This window comes from Luteitalea sp. (genome assembly GCF_044337415.1).
Lineage (GTDB): Bacteria > Acidobacteriota > Vicinamibacteria > Vicinamibacterales > Vicinamibacteraceae > Luteitalea.
In genome coordinates this window covers 1-16,623 of record NZ_JBIINP010000028.1, presented here as the reverse complement: position 1 = coordinate 16,623, position 16,623 = coordinate 1, and the positions used below count along the sequence as shown (strand labels likewise).

13 protein-coding genes are annotated in these 16,623 nt (G+C 70.0%); 10 read left to right on the top strand and 3 right to left on the bottom strand.

What is annotated here, in order from left to right:
- Positions 1–12: 12 nt before the first annotated feature.
- From ACIRDX_RS07290 to ACIRDX_RS07250, 9 genes are all read left to right on the top strand, one after another.
- Entirely contained in the window at positions 13–768 is a 756-nt protein-coding gene (locus tag ACIRDX_RS07290) for a hypothetical protein (RefSeq protein WP_396624746.1), read from the top strand.
- Positions 769–799: 31 nt separating this feature from the next.
- On the top strand, positions 800–1,714 hold the full coding sequence (locus ACIRDX_RS07285; protein WP_396624745.1) for a hypothetical protein: 915 nt from the start codon (positions 800–802) through the stop codon (positions 1,712–1,714).
- 92 nt (positions 1,715–1,806) lie between these two features.
- The gene (locus ACIRDX_RS07280) at positions 1,807–2,691 is read left to right on the top strand and encodes a hypothetical protein (RefSeq protein WP_396624744.1); all 885 of its coding nucleotides are present in this window, start codon (positions 1,807–1,809) and stop codon (positions 2,689–2,691) included.
- A 114-nt stretch (positions 2,692–2,805) separates the two neighbouring features.
- On the top strand, positions 2,806–3,525 hold the full coding sequence (locus tag ACIRDX_RS07275) for a methyltransferase domain-containing protein (protein WP_396624743.1): 720 nt from the start codon (positions 2,806–2,808) through the stop codon (positions 3,523–3,525).
- Entirely contained in the window at positions 3,522–4,457 is a 936-nt protein-coding gene (locus tag ACIRDX_RS07270; RefSeq protein WP_396624742.1) for a lysylphosphatidylglycerol synthase transmembrane domain-containing protein, read from the top strand. Before ACIRDX_RS07275 ends, ACIRDX_RS07270 begins: the two co-directional genes overlap by 4 nt.
- Before the next feature lie 83 nt (positions 4,458–4,540).
- Positions 4,541–6,949 carry a hypothetical protein gene (locus tag ACIRDX_RS07265; protein WP_396624741.1) on the top strand — a complete coding sequence of 803 codons (2,409 nt, stop codon included), beginning with the start codon at positions 4,541–4,543 and terminating at the stop codon, positions 6,947–6,949.
- 87 nt (positions 6,950–7,036) lie between these two features.
- Positions 7,037–8,188, top strand: coding sequence for a radical SAM protein (locus ACIRDX_RS07260; RefSeq protein WP_396624740.1), 1,152 nt, complete (start codon positions 7,037–7,039; stop codon positions 8,186–8,188).
- Positions 8,189–8,285: 97 nt separating this feature from the next.
- Positions 8,286–8,915 (top strand): hypothetical protein, encoded by a 630-nt coding sequence (locus tag ACIRDX_RS07255; protein ID WP_396624739.1) that lies wholly within the window; start codon positions 8,286–8,288, stop codon positions 8,913–8,915.
- 42 nt (positions 8,916–8,957) lie between these two features.
- The gene (locus ACIRDX_RS07250; protein ID WP_396624738.1) at positions 8,958–10,886 is read left to right on the top strand and encodes an alpha/beta hydrolase family protein; all 1,929 of its coding nucleotides are present in this window, start codon (positions 8,958–8,960) and stop codon (positions 10,884–10,886) included.
- 150 nt (positions 10,887–11,036) lie between these two features.
- On the opposite strand, the gene ACIRDX_RS07245 is transcribed toward ACIRDX_RS07250, so the two are convergent.
- A complete protein-coding gene (locus ACIRDX_RS07245) occupies positions 11,037–12,080 on the bottom strand; it encodes a hypothetical protein (RefSeq protein WP_396624737.1) in 1,044 nt (347 codons plus the stop codon).
- The gene (locus ACIRDX_RS07240; RefSeq protein ID WP_396624736.1) at positions 12,077–12,868 is read right to left on the bottom strand and encodes a class I SAM-dependent methyltransferase; all 792 of its coding nucleotides are present in this window, start codon (positions 12,866–12,868) and stop codon (positions 12,077–12,079) included. Before ACIRDX_RS07240 ends, ACIRDX_RS07245 begins: the two co-directional genes overlap by 4 nt.
- A 25-nt stretch (positions 12,869–12,893) precedes the next feature.
- Here ACIRDX_RS07240 and ACIRDX_RS07235 point away from each other — a divergent pair, with 25 nt between their 5' ends.
- Positions 12,894–14,588 (top strand): glycerol-3-phosphate dehydrogenase/oxidase, encoded by a 1,695-nt coding sequence (locus tag ACIRDX_RS07235; protein ID WP_396624735.1) that lies wholly within the window; start codon positions 12,894–12,896, stop codon positions 14,586–14,588.
- Here the strand turns inward: ACIRDX_RS07235 and asnB are convergent.
- Positions 14,558–16,486 (bottom strand): asparagine synthase (glutamine-hydrolyzing), encoded by a 1,929-nt coding sequence (asnB, locus tag ACIRDX_RS07230; protein WP_396624734.1) that lies wholly within the window; start codon positions 16,484–16,486, stop codon positions 14,558–14,560. The genes ACIRDX_RS07235 and asnB overlap by 31 nt on opposite strands.
- Positions 16,487–16,623: the final 137 nt, after the last annotated feature.

Below are 16,623 nucleotides of genomic sequence, written 5' to 3'. Positions count from 1 at the left end.
TCACGAGCCCTTTTGATTTTCGGGCTGCTGCTGACGCCCGCGATGGCCTCGGCCCAGTCCTCGTCGTCGCCCATCGAACAGCGTGTGTACATCCAGGTGGGAGGCGGCGCGCAGAGCGGGTCGCACACGCTCACCAACACGTCGACGTTCACCATCTACGGTGAACAGGGCACCATCGCCGGCGGCCAGGAGTACGGCGGCGGCGCGCTGTGGAACATCGGCGGTGGCTTTCGCGCCTGGAAGAACCTGCACCTCGCGCTGAACTTCACGCGTAACAGCGACTCGATGGACACGGCCGTCGTGGCCCGCGTGCCGCACCCGCTCTTCCTGAACCGCCCCCGCACGGCCACCCAGAACATCGGCGGCCTCAAGCACGAGGAGAACGGGTTCCATCTCGCGGCGATGTGGGTCATCCCCGTCGGCGACGACATGCAGTTCGCGTTCGGCGGCGGCCCGTCGTTCGTGACCGTGAAGCACGACTTCGCCACAGACGCCCGCGTCGTCGAGCAGGACGCCGCGCCCAACTTCGCGACGGTCGCGATTCAGGACATCACCCTCACCACGGCCGACAAGACGGCCACGACGGTCAACCTCGGTGCGGAACTGACGTACAACCTGCCCTTCGAACTGGGCGAGACCGGCCGTCTCGGCGCCACGGTCGGCTTCCGCTACGCCGGAGGCACGGTCAACCTGCCCGGGTCGACGGGTGACGTGGACGTCAAGTACGGTGGTGCCCAGTTCTTCGGCGCCCTCCGTGTTTCCTTCTGACCCCTCGCGGACACTCAAGGACGGAACGCGCATGAAGCCCGCAATCCAGATTGGTCTCGTGCTGCTGCTCGCTGCCAGCGCGGCGTGCAGCAGCAATTCCAACCCCGTGTCGCCCTCCGGCGTATCCGGAGCCAGCAGCGTCGCCGCCGTGCCGGAAGGCACGCCGACGCTCAAGGCCAACGTCCCCTCGTCGCCCATGCCGGAATCGGGGTCGACGACTGCGCTCGGCCCGTCGAACACGATCGCCGTCACGCTGTCGGTCGCCACGGCGACCGCCACGCACGTGTCCTCGGTGCAGGTGGCGCACCGCTTCCAGCTCTGGGAAGGCAGCACGCTCATCGCCGAGCCGCTCGTGCCCGCGGTCGCCGGGCGCACGAGTTGGGCGGTGACGTCGCAGCTGAAGTTCAACACGACGTACACGTGGCGCGCCCGCGCCGAACTCGCCGACGCCTACGGCCAGTGGTCGCCCAACTGGACGTTCCGCACGCCGGAGCAGCCAGCGGCTGCCGCCAGCCTGCCCTTCGCGATCCCGGCGTCGTGCGGCTCGAGGCCGAACCCCACGAGCAACCGTATCCAGTGTGTGTCAGACGTCGCGCGGGTGTCTCCGGAATGGGGACGCTGCCAGGGCGGCTCGGGCGTGGGGTGCCACCGGTTCACCCGTCATGTGGCCGCCTCGCTGGCCGCCAGCGATCCGGCGTGGGGATTGATTGGCAAGGCTCCGGGTGAGACGCAGTGCACGTGGAACCGCTGCGGCGGGCTGAGCGGTGAAGGGTACGGCGAGGACGTGGTCGCCTACCTGGCCAGTCCTGACCGCTTCTCTGGCTGGATCGGGTTCGACATCGTGTCGGGTGCGGGTGCCCCGGGGGCCAACATCGCGTGGGGCGGCCCCCTGCCCCGTCGCTCCACGAACTACTGGACGCCCGTGCCGTCGCCGATCGACCGCTGACACGAACCGGCCGGACCGGCCAGGCAGGTTACGAAGGTGTGGGCGGCGAGCACACCGAGACCGCTCCCGCCCGCATCGGAGAACGCATATTCATGAAGCATGCATTGCAGCTCGGTCTCGTGGTACTGCTCGCCGCCAGCGCGTCCTGTAGTTCCAACTCCACCCCCGCCTCGCCGTCGGCGACGCCGGGCGCGGCTAGCGTCGCCGCCGTGCCCGAGGGCACACCGACCCTGAAGGCCAGCGTCCCGACGTCGCCGTCGCCCGAGTCGGGGTCGACGACGACCCTCGGGCCGTCCAACACCATCCCGGTGACGCTGTCGGTGGCCAACGCCACGGCGACCCACGTGTCGAGCGTGACCGTGGGGCACCGGTTCCAGCTGTGGGAAGGCAGTACGCTGATCGCCGAGCCCCTCGTGCCCGCGGGCAGCGGTCGCACCAGCTGGACGGTGACGACGCAGCTCAAGTTCGACACCACCTACACCTGGCGTGTGCGCGCCGAGTTGGGCGACGCCTACGCGCAGTGGTCGCCCAACTGGACGTTCCGCACGCCGGCCGCCCCGGTCTCGGGTGCCAACCGCACACCGGATCCGGCACCTGGCACGCGCCTGCCGCTGCCCAACCGCTCAAACGTGGTCAACGCGGCATTCTCGGCACGCCCCGATCTGGTGCGCCGCTCGTGTCAGTCCAACGGCGGCACGTGGGAGTTCATGGACTACCTCGTCGACGAACTCCGCAAGGAAGACAATCGCTGGGGCTACAACGGCAAGCGCGGCAACGCCAACGACCCGTCCGAGGATGTCGTCGACTACCACCACGGCGCGGGTGCGAGCAACAACAGCACAGCCGTTTACATCATCGACATCATGCTCGCCCACTGCGGGAGCAACCCGGCACCTGCCTGGATCGATCAGACGGCGCTCACGGCCCAGCAGGGCTCAATCGGCCGCTGGACCGGCCGCGGGCGCTTCGTGAACTAGGTCGCACGAGGCAGGGCCGGGCACACGAGCCCGGCCGTCAGAATCACGGCGAAGCCGGACGTCCCCTGGGGCGTCCGGCTTCGTGCGTATTCGGGCCTGCTATGATCCCGCCTCGTGGCAGAGGACACGTTCTACAAGTCGTTTTCGGAGAAGGAGCTCACCGGGTTCGGCGCGGCCCGCCGCAGCCGGATCGAGCGCACGCGGCTGGGCCTGCTTCACCAGGCCATCCAGCCAGCTGGCCGGTTCATGGAGATCGGCCCCGGCAAGGGCACCCTCGGTGAACTCGCCGTGGGCGCCGGCTGGGACTACACGGCCATCGAGGCGAGCGACCTGCTGATCGACGTGCTCACGAAGAAGGGCTTCAAGGTCGTCAAGGCCTTCACGCCGCCCATCCCGGGCGACGACAACGCCTGGGACGTGATCTACGCCGACCAGGTGATGGAGCACATGTCGGGCATCGACGCTGCCCGCGCCTTCACCGCCGACGCCCTCCGCCTGCTCAAGCCAGGCGGCGTGTTCTTCGTGGTGGTGCCCGACTACCTGAAGGAGCGCACCTTCTTCTGGGACGTCGACTACACCCACAACTTCGTCACGACCGAGCGCCGCATGAAGCAGCTCTTCAACGACGGCGGGTTCGTGGTCGAGCGCGTCGTCCGCAGCATCGGCGTGGCGACGGGCCTGCGCCGCGACGCCCTCGCGGCCGCTGCAGTCCTGGCCAACGTCCCCGGCCTGAACACCCTGTCGCGGTGGACCGGCACCGAGGACACGCTGTTCAAGGTGCGCAAGAACCTGTTCGAGACGCTGACGTTCGTGGCGCGCAAGCCGCGGGCATGACCCGCTGGCTCCGCTCGACCTGGGTCAGAGCGGCAATCACCCTCGGCATCCTCGCCTACCTGCTCCGCCAGGTCGATGGCGGCGCGGCGCTTCGCGCGATGCTGCGCACCGATCCCCGCGCCCTGGTCCTCGTGGGGGTCCTCGTGCTGCTGGATCGAGCGGTGATGATCTGGCGGTGGATCCTCCTGCTCCGCTCGAGCGGCACCGCCATCGCGACAGGCACTGCCGCGCGCATCTTCCTCGTGAGCTCGTTCGTCGGCAGTTTCCTGCCGGCCGGCGTGGGAGGCGATGCGGCACGCGCATACGCCCTCGGACAGCGCACCGCGCAACGCGGCGCCGCCGTGGCGTCGGTGGCGGTGGACCGCATCCTCGGCGTCGTGGCGATCGCGTTGATGGGGGCGATCGGCGTCTCCGCATACGCACGGCACCACCTCGATCCGCAGGTGCAGGTGGTCGCCGTGGGCAGTCTGGTCGCGGTGCTGGCCGCCTCTGGCCTGGCCGTGTGGGCCGATCGGTGGGCGCGCTGGTTTCCGGCGGCGTGGCACGAGGCGCCCCCCCTGCGCCCGCTGCTGCGCGTGGCAGACAGCGTCGCGGTCTACCGTGACCAACCGCGCACCCTGGCAGCGGTGTTCGGCCTCTCCGTGCTCGTGCAACTGCTCCGCATCCTGCAGGCCTACGGCCTCGGGCTCGGCCTCGGGCTCACCGTCCCGTTCAGCTACTACCTCGTGTTCATGCCCATCGGCCTGTTGATGCTGCTGCTGCCGATCTCGATCAGCGGCTTCGGGCTGCCCCAGGGCGTGATGGTGTGGCTGCTCCGCCCCCTGGGTGTGCCCGACGAACTGTCGTTGGCCCTGTCGACCCTCATCGTCCTCTCCGGCCTGTTCGGCAACCTGCCCGGCGCCCTGCTCTACCTCCGCCAGCGCCCGCACTAGCGGCGCCACGGGCGTGGCCCCTCGGAACTCGACGTTCCGTTCTTCACAGTGGGTGGCGTATCGCCGCCGCAGGGAGACCAACTGTGGAGACGACTCATTCCGTGTGGGGCCGGTGCCGCCCCTTCGTCCGTGCCAGCGCCTTCGCCATCACCGGGCTGCTCCTCGGCCCGGTGGCCGTTGTGGCGCAACCCCGCTACGTGGTGGTCAATCTCGGAGCGCTGGTGCCGGACGCCACGTACAGTGAAGCCCTCGGCATCAACGCCAGTGGCAAGACTGCGGGGTCCAGCACCTACGCCGCGGGCAATGCGAACGTCAAGGCGGTCGTCGCAGACTCGCAGGGCATGACGGCGCTCGGCTCGGCGCTCGGCGGGCCGCTGAGCCGGGCCTTCGCCATCAACGACAGCGACCAGTCCGCGGGCTTTGAACGCGCGCCCGGCGCGACGGACAACCGAAAGGCGATGATCTGGAACGGCACGGTGCCGACGCAGCTCGCCTCGCTGCCGCAGCACACCAACGCTCGCGCCCTCGACATCAACGCCAGCGGCGTGGCCGTCGGCCAGAGCACGTCAGGGGTGACCGGCGGCGACGGCTCCCGGGCGGTCATCTGGAATGGCACCACGACCCCGACCGACCTCGGGACGCTGGGCGGCCTGCAGAGCGCGGCCAATGCCATCAACGACGCTGGTCAGGTCGTCGGGTTCAGCTTCCAGGGAGACGGCAGCCTTCGAGCCGTGCTCTGGCAGAACGGCACGATGGTGAATCTCGGATCGGGGGCCAACTTCAGTTACGCAACGGCGATCAACAACAAGGGGCAGATCGTCGGCGCGAGCACGGGACCGTTCAACGCGCGTGCCTACCTCTGGCAGAACGGGACGATGACCAACCTCGGCACGATCGGCGGTGGTGACAGCGTGGCCCAGGACATCAACGACCAGGGGCTCATCGTTGGGGAGTACAACCTCCTGGCCGGCGGCACGCGGGGGGCCATCTGGTACATGGGCGAGATGTTCGACGTGAACACCCTGCTCCACTCATCGAGCGCAGGTTGGACCGTCGAGACCTTGCAGAACGTCAACGAGGCCGGACAAATTGCCGGCCGCGCGTGTCGCGCCGGCGTGGGCTGCCGTGCGGTCCGCCTCGAGCCCCGCTTCAGCCAGTACCTCGCGGAAGGCGCCACGAGCAACTTCTTCGACACGCAGATCGCCCTGCTCAATCCTGGTGATCGCCCAACGACGGCGACGCTGACGTTCCAGACCGGCGCCACGTCCGTGCAGACGCAGGTGGCCATCCCCGCCAGGTCGCGCGCCACGGTCAACCCCAAGACCCTGCCCGGCCTCGCCGCTGCGGAGTTCTCGACGGTCGTGGAGTCGGACGCCCTGCTGATCGTCGACCGCACGATGACCTGGGACGCGACCGGGTACGGCGCGCACGCGGAAACCGCCGTGTCCTCGCCGTCGACGACCTGGTACCTCGCGGAAGGCGCGACGATCGGCGGATTCAACCTCTTCTACCTGATCCAGAACCCCTCGTCGCAGGAGACACGTGTGCGCGTGCGCTACCTGAGGACGACGGGCGCGCCGCTGGAGAAGGAGTACGCGTTGGCGCCGAACTCGCGCACCAACATCTGGGTCAACGTGGAGGAATTCCCCGGGGTGGGCATGGCCCTGGCGAGCGCCGAACTGAGCGCCGTGGTCGAGTCGCTCGACAACACGCCCATCATCGTCGAGCGGGCGATGTACCTCTCCAACCAGGGACGGACGTTCAACGCCGGCCACGAGAGCATGGGCATCACGACGCCCAACACGCAGTGGTTCCTGGCCGAGGGCGCCACGGGGCCCTATTTCGACCTGTTCGTTCTGGTGGCCAATCCGACCGCCAACGACGCCAACGTCACGGTGACGTACCTGCTGGGCGACGGTCGCACGTTCTCGCGTGACCTGGTCGCCCCCGCCAACCAGCGGTCGGGCATCTGGGTCGACGTCGAGCAGTTCGACGGCGTCCCGGGATTTCCCCTGGCCGACGTCGCCGTCTCCACGCGCGTGGCGTCGACCAACAACGTCCCGCTCATCGTGGAGCGCGCCATGTGGTGGCCCGGCGATTCCTCGACCTGGCACGAGGCGCACAACTCCGCCGGCTCCCGGAGGACCGGCGTCCGCTGGGCGCTGGCCGAAGGCGAGGTCGGAGGCGCCCGCAACCAGGCGACCTACGTGCTCATCGCCAACACCTCGACCGTCGCCGGGGACGCGCTGGTCACGCTCCTGTTCGAGGACGGCACAACGGTGCAGAAGACCTACCCGCTGGCGGCCAGCTCACGAACCAACGTCCCCGTGGGCAGCGACTTCCCCTCAGCCCAGGGACGACGGTTCGGCGTCATCGTCGAATCGACGGGCACCACGCCGGCGCAGATCGTGGTCGAACGCGCGATGTACAGCGATGCCGGCGGCGTCACGTGGGCGGCAGGGACGAATTCACTGGCGACGCGAATCCCCTAGCCGGGGCATGGCGGGAGGGCGGCCAATGGCGATTGCACTGGTCCGACTTTGACTCCGGACCACAACAGGCTGTAGCATCAGATACTTATGGCGCAAGTGTACGCGGCCAAGTACCTGGCCAAGGCCGCCCTTTCCGCTCCGCGTGACCTCGTCAACAGCTACATCGGCCGGGTGAAGGCGCTTCACCCGACCGTGTTGATCTTCCATGTCACCTTCGTGTGCGACGCCCGCTGCAACATGTGCAGCAACTGGACGCGTGGCAACCGCAAGGAGGACATGTCCCTCGAGCAGATCGAGCAGGTCTTCGACTCGCCCCTCTGGAAGCACATCGAGAACGCCAGCATCTCGGGCGGCGAACCGACGACCCGCAACGACCTGGTGGACATCGTCCGGGTACTGATCGACAAGCTGCCGAAGCTCCGCAAGCTGACGCTCAACACGACGGGACTGACGCCCCACCGCGGCATCCCGATGCTCACCAAGATCGTGCAGATGTGTCACGAGCGCGGGGTGATCTTCAGCACCCGCGTGTCGATCGACGGCGTCGGCGACATGCACAACGAGGTGCGGCGCGTGAAGCGCGGCTTCGACAAGGCCGAGCAGACCATTGCGGCCATGAAGGAGCTCCAGAAGACGTACCCGTTCAACTTCGGCATCTCCACGACCATCTTCTCGATGAACCTGGACGATGCCGAGAACATCCTGGCGTGGGCGCGCCGGGAGAAGCTCGACATCGTGTTCAACATGGTCCGCTTCACCGAGGCCATGCTGGGCAACGCCGACCTGGCCAAGGACATCAAGCCGGTCAGCGAGGAGGAGCAGCGCATGCGCGAGTTCTTCCTCGATCGCGTGCGCCACGACCCGCTGCTCGACGGGCAGAACTACATCTACCTGCATTACGCGGACATGATCGCCAACGGCTACCACCGCACGGCGCCCTGCCCGTTCCAGACGCAGGGGCTGATGCTGAACCCGGACGGCGGCATGTTCTTCTGCGAGAACAGCAACGTCGTGGGCAATGCCGTCACCGAGGATCCCGAGGCGGTGTACTTCGCCAAGGCCTCGCAGGCGCACCGCAACTACATCCGCGATGAGAAGTGCCCGACCTGCCTGAGCCCGTGCCAGATGAACGTGGCCGCCATCAAGCAGGTCGTGCCGTACGCGCGGTTCCTCGTGCGCGCCAGCGCCGAGAAGCGGAAGGCCGCCCGCCAGCCCATCGCCGCCACCGTCTGCCCCTGATCCGGGGGTGGGCGGCGTGACGGACGGACATCGAGGCCGGGCCCAGCGCCCGGCCTTTTGCGTTGGCAGCCCCCGGCACCTGCCCTATGCTTGCCCCATGACCCTGCTGTGGCCGGCGCTGGGCGCCGCTGCGCTGTTCGCCAGCGTGTCCGGCGTCGTCGACGCCGAGGCCGCCCCCGTCCTGGTGGCTGGCATGTCCGGCGCAATCTCGCCCATGCGACGAGGGCGGGGCCGCCCCCGCAAGTTCGACGAGCCGACCCGCGTGGTGAGCCTCACGCTGCCGGAGTGGGTCATCGGTTCGCTCGCCAAGCTGCACCAGGACCTCGGCCACGCAGTGGCCGGCCTGATTCAGGATCGACCGGCCCCGGTCGACCGGCCGCCAGCGGAACTGGTCACCTTCGGGCATCGCGCCGTCATCACCGTGCGCCCCTCTCGTGCCCTGGAACGACGCCTGGGCATCGCGCTGGTGCCCCTGCCGGACGGCCGTGCCCTGATCGCCTTCGACACGCCGCAGAGTGTCGCCGAACTCGAACTGCGCATCCATGATGCGCTCGAGGACGGAGGCATCGATGCCGAGGACAGGCCGACCTTCGAAGGGATCCGGGCGATCCTGCGCGATGCCCGGCGGTCCGACGACGTCCTGCTGGTGCCGCGGAACATCATCGTGCTCGAGGCTCGCCCCGGCGCCCGCCGGAAGGTGGCGGCCGAGTCCGACGCGCCCGAGTGACACGGTGGTAGGCTTCCTGCCGTGATGGCAGGAACGCCCCGTATGGCCCGTCTCGTCCTCGCGGCGCTCGTCGTCGCCAGCGCCTCAGTGGTGACAGGTGGGCAGGGACCGTCGCCCACGGCCGAACGCGCCGCATTCGACGCCTGGTTGACCGGCGCGGCACGCGCCGCGTTCGAGGCCCGTCGAGACCGCATCGCCCGCATCACGACGCGCGAGGGGGTCGAGGCTCGGGCGCGGGAGGCGCGCTCGGCCATCGAGGCGTCACTCGCGCCGTTGCCTGCCGTCGATGCACCGCTGCACGCCACGATCACGCAGACGACCCGCCGCGATGGCTACCGCATCGAGCACCTGCTGTTCGAGAGCGCGCCAGGACTTCGGGTCACGTCCAACGTGTACGTGCCCGACGGCGCCGGCCCCTTCCCCGCGGTCGTCGGCACGGCCGGCCATGCCGACGAGGGCAAGGCATCACCGGTGTACCAGCACGCGTGGGTCTCGCTCGCGCGCAGGGGATTCGTCGTGTTGGCGATCGACCCGTTCGGGCAGGGCGAGCGCCTCGAGTACCCGAACGCCGCCGGCACGGGGTCGCGGGTCGGGATCGGCACGCGTGAGCATTCGATGACGGGTCAGCAGGTGCTGCTGACCGGCCGCACGCTCGGCGCGTACATGGTGCGCGACATGCAGCGGGCGATCGACTACCTCGTGGCCCGGCCGGACGTCGACCGGACTCGACTGGCGGTCGCCGGCAATTCCGGCGGCGGTACGCAGGCCGCGCTGCTCGGCGCCGTTGAGCCCAGGCTCGCGGCCGTCGTGGTGTCGTGCTACATGACGTCGTGGGCCGACATGTGGGAGGCGCCGGGCCCGCAGGACGCCGAGCAGATCCTGCCGGGATTCGTCGGGAGCGGGCTGGATTTCGCCGACTTCGCCCTCGCTGCCGCGCCCCGCGGCTTCCTCGTGAGCAGCGCCATCAAGGACTTCTTCCCCATCGCGGGTTCACGCGCGGCCTCCGCCGAGCTCACGCGGCTGTACGGCCTGCTCGGCGCGGCCGACCGCCTGGCCCGCGTCGAGAACGACGCCACGCACGGCTGGACGCAACCCCTGCGCGAGGGTGCCTACCAGGCCCTCGGCCGCTGGCTGGGCCGTGGAGGGTCGCCGGTGGAGGCGCCGGTCACGCCCCTGCCCGAGACCGCCTTGCGCGTGACGACCACCGGACAACTCGCGACCTCAGGCGGCAGCCGCACCGTGAGGGACTTGAACGCCGCCGAGGCTCGCGCGCTCGCGGCCAGTCGCGCGCCGGTGACGGACGGGGCGATTCGTGCCCTCCTGGGACTGCCGGCGAGCGGTCTCCCCTCGGGGCGCGTCCTGCGGCGCGAGGGAGACGCCGCCTCTGCCAGTGGCGCGCGGCTCGTCGTCGAACCGGAGCCCGGCCTGCAACTCGCGGCGCGCCTGTTCCGCCCCTCGGGCGCGCCCACCGGCGCCACGCTGCTCGTGCACGAGGCGGGCGCCACGACTCAGGAGGCGCCCGTGAAGGCTGCGCTCGCCGAGGGGCACGTCGTGCTCGCCATCGACGTCCGGGGCACGGGGGCACTCGCCCCGGGTGCCGGCGCCAGTGGGTACGCCGGTGATTACCAGTTCGCCGCACGCGCCTGGCTGCTCGGCACCAGCGTGGTCGCATGGCAGGGACGCGACATCCTCGCCGGGCTGTCCGTGCTGAGGGCAGAGACGTCGCGGGCGCTGCCGCTGCGCTTGCATGCGGTCGGCACCACGACGCCGGCGGCGCTCCTCGCGGCGCAGGTGGATCGCCCCGCCGCCCTGGTGCTCGACGGGGGGCCGGCGAGCTACCTGGCGCTGGCCGAGGCAGACACCCACCAGGGCATGACGCTCGCCGTCGTTCCCGGCATTCTTCGTGTGACCGACCTGCCGGAGCTCCGTGCCCGGCTGGCGCCCGTGCCAGTCCGCGTGACCGCCAGGTAGGCCGACTCGTCGTTGAGGCCGGCGCTTCGGGAGGCCGGCTCTCGCCAGGCTTCCTGCGCGAAGCCGGGTTTCTCGTCCGCGACGAGCCTCATGGGGGCCTTCCCGGTTGCCGTGTGCGCACAACCGCGATCCTGCGGCGGCCCCGCTCTCCTATCGCGGCTGCCAGTCGGCCAGCCGGTCGTTGCCGGGCCCTGTCGTGAGCGGAATCCGGCGCGCGGGATCGCTCGTCGAGACGAGGGCCAGGTCCCAGTCCTCGCCGTCGTGATGCTCCCGACTGAGCGAGACGACGAGCCACTGCCCGTCGGGCGACACCCTGGGGTAGTAGCTCCACAGCGTCGGGTCCGCATGGGCGGTCAACACTGCCCCGCTCGCGAGATCGCGGCGCTGGATGGCCGAAGGCTCGCGCTCGAGCTGCACGTTGTACAGCGCCCGCCCGTCCCTCGACCACGACGGCCAGCACGCGCCGCCGCTCGCCGGGACGGGCGATGTGCGGCCGCTCGCGACGTCGAGCAGGTGCACCTGGAAGTTCCAGAACGCGCCGACGCGGAGGGTCTGCGCCGCAAACGCGACCTGCCGGCCGCCGGGCGACACGGCCGGCATGATGGCGCGCCCGACGAAGTTGGTGGTGAGGCGTGTCGTGGCTCCGTCCGCCAGACGCACGCGGTAGAGGTCGCCGCGCGAGGCACGGTCCGACGAGAACACCAGGGACTGCCCGTCCGGCGCCCAACTCGGGTCGTGATCGTTACCGGCGTCGGTGGTCACACGACGGACCTGCGAGCCGTCTGCCCGCATCACGTAGACGTCGGTGTCCGGCGTCCCCGACTCGGGCGATGGCCCGTAGTGCGCGCGATTGGAGGTGAACGCGATCCAACGGCCGTCGGGAGACCAGCGCGGCGACTCGTCGCGCCAGTCGCCGCCGGTGGTCACTGCGCGCACCTGCCCCGTCGCGAGGTCCAGGGCGAAGATCCTGGGCCGCCCCTGCACATCGGACTGGAATACCAGCGCGCCGCTCACCGCGCGCTGGAAGGGACGAACCGTTTGCGGCAGCACCGAGGCCGGCGCAGGTGCCGAAGAGACGACGGGCGCGGGCGCCGCATGCGCCGCGGTGTCAGCCGGCGCAGCAGCACCGCCACAGGCCACCATCGCCGCCAGGCCGAGCCCACCGACCACGCGCGGCCATACGGCCCGCCTCACGGCCGGCAGAAGGCCATCAGGTGCCAGCCGTACCGCTGCACCCAGCGCTTCGGCATGGCGTTGAACGTGCCGACGAAGATCGAGTTGTAGGCCGTCGCCTTCCATCCCTTGTGCAGCCTCGAGGCAACGGGGAAACGCTCGGGCACGATCTCCACGTTGCGGAAGGGCGCGAGCAGCGCCGTGAACTCGGGGATGGAATAGAGCTTCAACACCGGCGCATCGCCGTGCTCGAGCCCCACCTTCATGACCTTCGACATCGCGTGCAGCCAGGACACGCGGTTGTAGACCATGAAGATGGCCACGCCCCCGGGGCGCAGGACACGCCGGGCCTCGGCCACCACGGCCGGCGCGTCGGCGGCGTACTGGAGGACCCCATGGCAGTAGACGACGTCGAAGGACGCCTGGTCGAACGGCAGGGCTGCGCCGTCGGCCACACGCAACTCGTCGGCGTGCAGGTCATGGATCGCGAAGTTCTGCCGCGCCAGGTCGATCGAGGTCTGCGCCAGGTCGATGCCGGTCACGCGGGCGCCGCCACGGGCGAACCTGACCAGGTCGGTCCCGATGCCACAGCCGATCTCGAGGACGCGCTGCCCGGCGAAGCCGTTGAAGTCCACCAGCCGCGGCAGGTAGTGGAGCTTGTCGAAGCGGTAATCGTCGAGGTCGTCGAAGAACTCGCGGGTGCCCACCGGGTGGGTGGTCATCTCCAGGTCGTGGATGCGGGTGTTCCAGTAGGCGGCGACGTCGGCGGCGGTGACGGGCCCCTGCGGCCGGGCCGCGGTCGGGTGCATCCCGCTATCGTAGAATACGAAGCGCGTGCGACGCGATCCGAGTCGACTCACGACCAGCGAGTTCGACCTCCTCATCGTCGGCGCCGGCATCTACGGCGCGACGGTTGCCTGGGACGCCACCCAGCGCGGCCTCACGGTCGCGCTCATCGACCGGGGCGACTTCGGCAGCGGCACCTCCTTCAACAACGCCAAGACGGTCCACGGCGGCGTCCGCTCCCTCCAGCGCGGCCACCTCGGCGAGATGCGCGAGTACCTGCGCGAGCGACGCGCCCTGTCGCACATCCTGCCGCACCTGGTGCACCCGCTGCCCTTCGTGCTGCCGACCAGCAACAGGCTGACCCGGCACAAGCTGGCGCTGGGTCTCTACTTCCGGCTCAACGACCTGCTGGCCAGCGACCGCAACGACCTGCCCGACTCCTCCAAGCACCTGCCGGGCAGCCGCCTCCTGCCGCGTGAGGAATGCCTGCGCCTCGCGCCCTGGATCGCGCCGGAGGGCGTGACCGGCGGCATCGAGTGGCACGACGCGCAGTTCTCCAACAGCTCGCGCGCCGAACTCGCGTTCATCTCGACCGCCGTTGCGCACGGGCTCGAGGCCGCCAACCACGTGCAGGCCGTCGGGCTGATCCGACAGGACTCTGGCCGGGTGGTCGGAGTGATGGCCAAGGACGGCCTCGCAGACGGCAGCCCCGCGTTCCCGATCCGCGCCCGCGCCGTGCTTCTTGCCACGGGCGGCTGGACGGCCGACGCCCTGCGCGCCTGGGGAGCCGGCACCGCCAGACGGGTGCCACAGTGGTCGGTGGCGATGAACTTCGTGATCCGTGGCCGTGGCGGCACGCACGCGGTCGGAGGGAACGCCCGAGGGCGCCTGTTCTTCCTCGCGCCGTGGCGCGGCGCCACCATCGCGGGCACGAGTCACGACCCATGGACGGCCACGGCCGACCAGTTGGCGCCACGCCCCGAGTACGTGGCGCAGTTGCTCGACGACCTGAACGTCGCCTTTCCCCGCGCCTCGATCACCGCCGACGACATCCGCCTCGTCCACCGTGGCCTCCTGCCGGCCTCGGAAGCCAGCGCTCGGCACGTCACCTTGCTCCGCGAGAGCCCGTTCATCGACCACGCCGAAGACGGATGTCCGCAGCTCTACTCGCTCGTGGGGGTCCGCTACACGACCGCGCGGCATTCGGCCGAGCGGACCGTGGACACGCTGGTCCGTGCGCTCGGTAGCTCCACGGCGCCCTGCGCCACGGCGACCACGAGGCTGTCAGGCGGCGACATCGAGCAGTTCGACGGGTACCTGGCCGACGCACGTCGCGAGGCCACGGCGCAGCTCCCGGCGGCGCAGATCGAACGGCTCGTGCTGAACTACGGCACGGCATGGCGCGACGTCGTGGCGCTGGCCGATGGTCGCCCCGATCTCCTGCGTCCGCTCGGGGCCCCGCAGGGGACCGAGGCCGGACAGGCGGCGCCGCCCGCGCATGCCGGCACGGCGGTGACGGGGGCAGAGATTCTCTACGCAGTGCGAGAAGAGATGGCCGTCACGCTCGGCGACGCACTGCTGCGCCGCACGGAGGCCGGGTCGCGGGGGTATCCCGGCGACGCCGCCGTGGCCGATGCGGTGGCCCTCATGGGCGCAGAGCTCGGATGGGCGCCGGCACGCGCCGAGCGTGAGCGCCAGTCGCTGGCGCGGACCTACGACGCGGCGACGACGCGCGGCAACTGAACGGGCGCCTCGAGCGCATCCGCCCAGCGCTCGAAGACCATCAGCGAGAACAGCTGGTGCGCGTGGTTGGCTCGCCCGTCGACATGCTCCCGGATGAGCCGGGCGATCTCGGTCGGCTCGACGAGCCCGCGACGCGTCAGGCGCTCCTCCGACAGCAGGTCCCGCATCAGCGGCTGCAACTCCTGCCGCAGCCAGTTCTTCATCGGGATGCTGAAGCCTTCCTTCTTGCGGAAGAGGATGCTGTCGGGTAGCACGCCCCGCAGCGCCTGCTTCAGCACGATCTTCCGCTCGCTGCCGCGCACCTTCAGGCGCCCCGGCATCGAGAAGGCCAGTTCCATCACCTCGGGATCGAGGAAGGGCGCGCGGGTCTCGAGCGACGTCGCCATGCTCATGCGGTCGACCTTCACGAGGATGTCGTCGGCCAGGTAGACGCGCAGGTCGGCGTACAGCTCGCGGTTCACCGGGTCGTCGGCCCGGTAGGCCCCGAGCGCCTCGCGCACCTCGCGGTGGACGTCGCCGCCGAGCACGGCCTCGCGCATCGCGGGCGTGTAGAGGCGCCGGCGGGAGGCCGCGTCCATGAACGTCATCCAACGGTAATGCCCGAGGGCCCCCTCAGTGCTGGTCACCCCCTCGAGGAACCGCTTCACCTTGTTGATCGCGCCCTTCTTCTGCGCGGACGGCGGCACCAGACGCGCCACGCGATCGGCAAGGCGCCAGGCCACGTCGGGGGTCACGCGCGACAGGCGCGCGGCGAGCGCCTGCGCGGCATACGCGTCGTAGCCGCCGAAGAGCTCGTCGCCACCATCACCGGCCAGCACGCCCTTGACGTGCTGCCGCGCCAGGCGCGACACGAGGTAGGTCGGAAAGAACGAGACGTCGGCGAACGGCTCGTCGAGGTGCGACACGAGCGGGTCGAAGAGCCCCGCCACGTCGGGCGTGACCATGTCCTCCACGTGCGTGAGCCCGAACCGCTGCGCAATCTCGCGCGCGTACGGCAGCTCGTTGTAGCTCTGGTCACGGAAGCCCATGCTGAAGCTCGTCACCGTGACACCGCGGCGCCGCGCCGAGTCAGCCATGAACGCGGCGATCGCGCTCGAGTCGATGCCACCCGACAGGAACACGCCCAGCGGCACATCCGACATCATCTGGCGATCGACGGCGGCGGCCAGCGCCTCCCGGACGGCCGTGGCGGCGTCGGCATCGGTCCACGTCCGCACCGGCGTGTCGGCGACATCCCAGTACCGCGCCACATGCACCTCGCCCTCGCGGTACACGAGGTAGTGCGCGGCGGGCAGCTTCCTGATGGACGTGAACAGCGTACGCGGCGCGATCACGTACTCGTACGTCAGGAACTGGTCCAGCGCCGCGAGGTCGAACGTGCGCGGGACCTCGGGCCGGGCCAGCAGCGCCTTCACTTCCGAGCCCAGGAACAGGCCGTGGGGCGTCGGCGCGTAGAACAGCGGCTTCTCGCCCGCGCGATCGCGCGCCGCGACCAGCGTGTGCGTGCGCTCGTCGTACAACGCCACGGCAAACATCCCACGCAGCCGCGCGAAGGACTCGTAGCCCCACTCCTCGTACGCGTGCAGTACCGCCTCGATGTCGGAGCCGGAGCGGAACTGGTGCCCGAGGCTCGTCAACTGCGCGCGCAGGTCCGGGTAGTTGTAGATCTCGCCGTTGCCGACGACGTGGACGTTGCCCGCCTCGTTGGTGAACGGCTGCTGGCCGCCCGGGATGTCCATGAAGGACAGGCGCCGGAACGCGAGCCCGCCGCCAGGGCGCGTGATCACGCCCTCGTCCTCAGGGCCACGGTGCACGAGCGTGCGCGCCATGGCCCGCAGGGCGTCCGCGCTCACCGGCGCACGGGGATCACGATCGGCGATGGCAACGATGCCGCACATAGGCTCACTTACGCTGGTAATGCAGCGATGCTGCGATGCCGAATGTCGACGTTGGCACACCCACGTCGCGCATCGTCGGCTGTTGATGCTCCAGAGTGCCGCAATGCCGGAATGTCGACGACGGCACACCCACGTCG

Coding starts and splice junctions, on each gene's coding strand:
- ACIRDX_RS07285 (WP_396624745.1), top strand. CDS start 800: ATGAAGCCCGCAATCCAGATTGGTCTCGTGCTGCTGCTCGCTGCCAGC.
- ACIRDX_RS07280 (WP_396624744.1), top strand. CDS start 1,807: ATGAAGCATGCATTGCAGCTCGGTCTCGTGGTACTGCTCGCCGCCAGC.
- ACIRDX_RS07270 (WP_396624742.1), top strand. CDS start 3,522: ATGACCCGCTGGCTCCGCTCGACCTGGGTCAGAGCGGCAATCACCCTC.
- ACIRDX_RS07260 (WP_396624740.1), top strand. CDS start 7,037: ATGGCGCAAGTGTACGCGGCCAAGTACCTGGCCAAGGCCGCCCTTTCC.
- ACIRDX_RS07255 (WP_396624739.1), top strand. CDS start 8,286: ATGACCCTGCTGTGGCCGGCGCTGGGCGCCGCTGCGCTGTTCGCCAGC.
- ACIRDX_RS07250 (WP_396624738.1), top strand. CDS start 8,958: ATGGCCCGTCTCGTCCTCGCGGCGCTCGTCGTCGCCAGCGCCTCAGTG.
- ACIRDX_RS07240 (WP_396624736.1), bottom strand. CDS start 12,868: ATGCACCCGACCGCGGCCCGGCCGCAGGGGCCCGTCACCGCCGCCGAC.
- asnB (WP_396624734.1), bottom strand. CDS start 16,486: ATGTGCGGCATCGTTGCCATCGCCGATCGTGATCCCCGTGCGCCGGTG.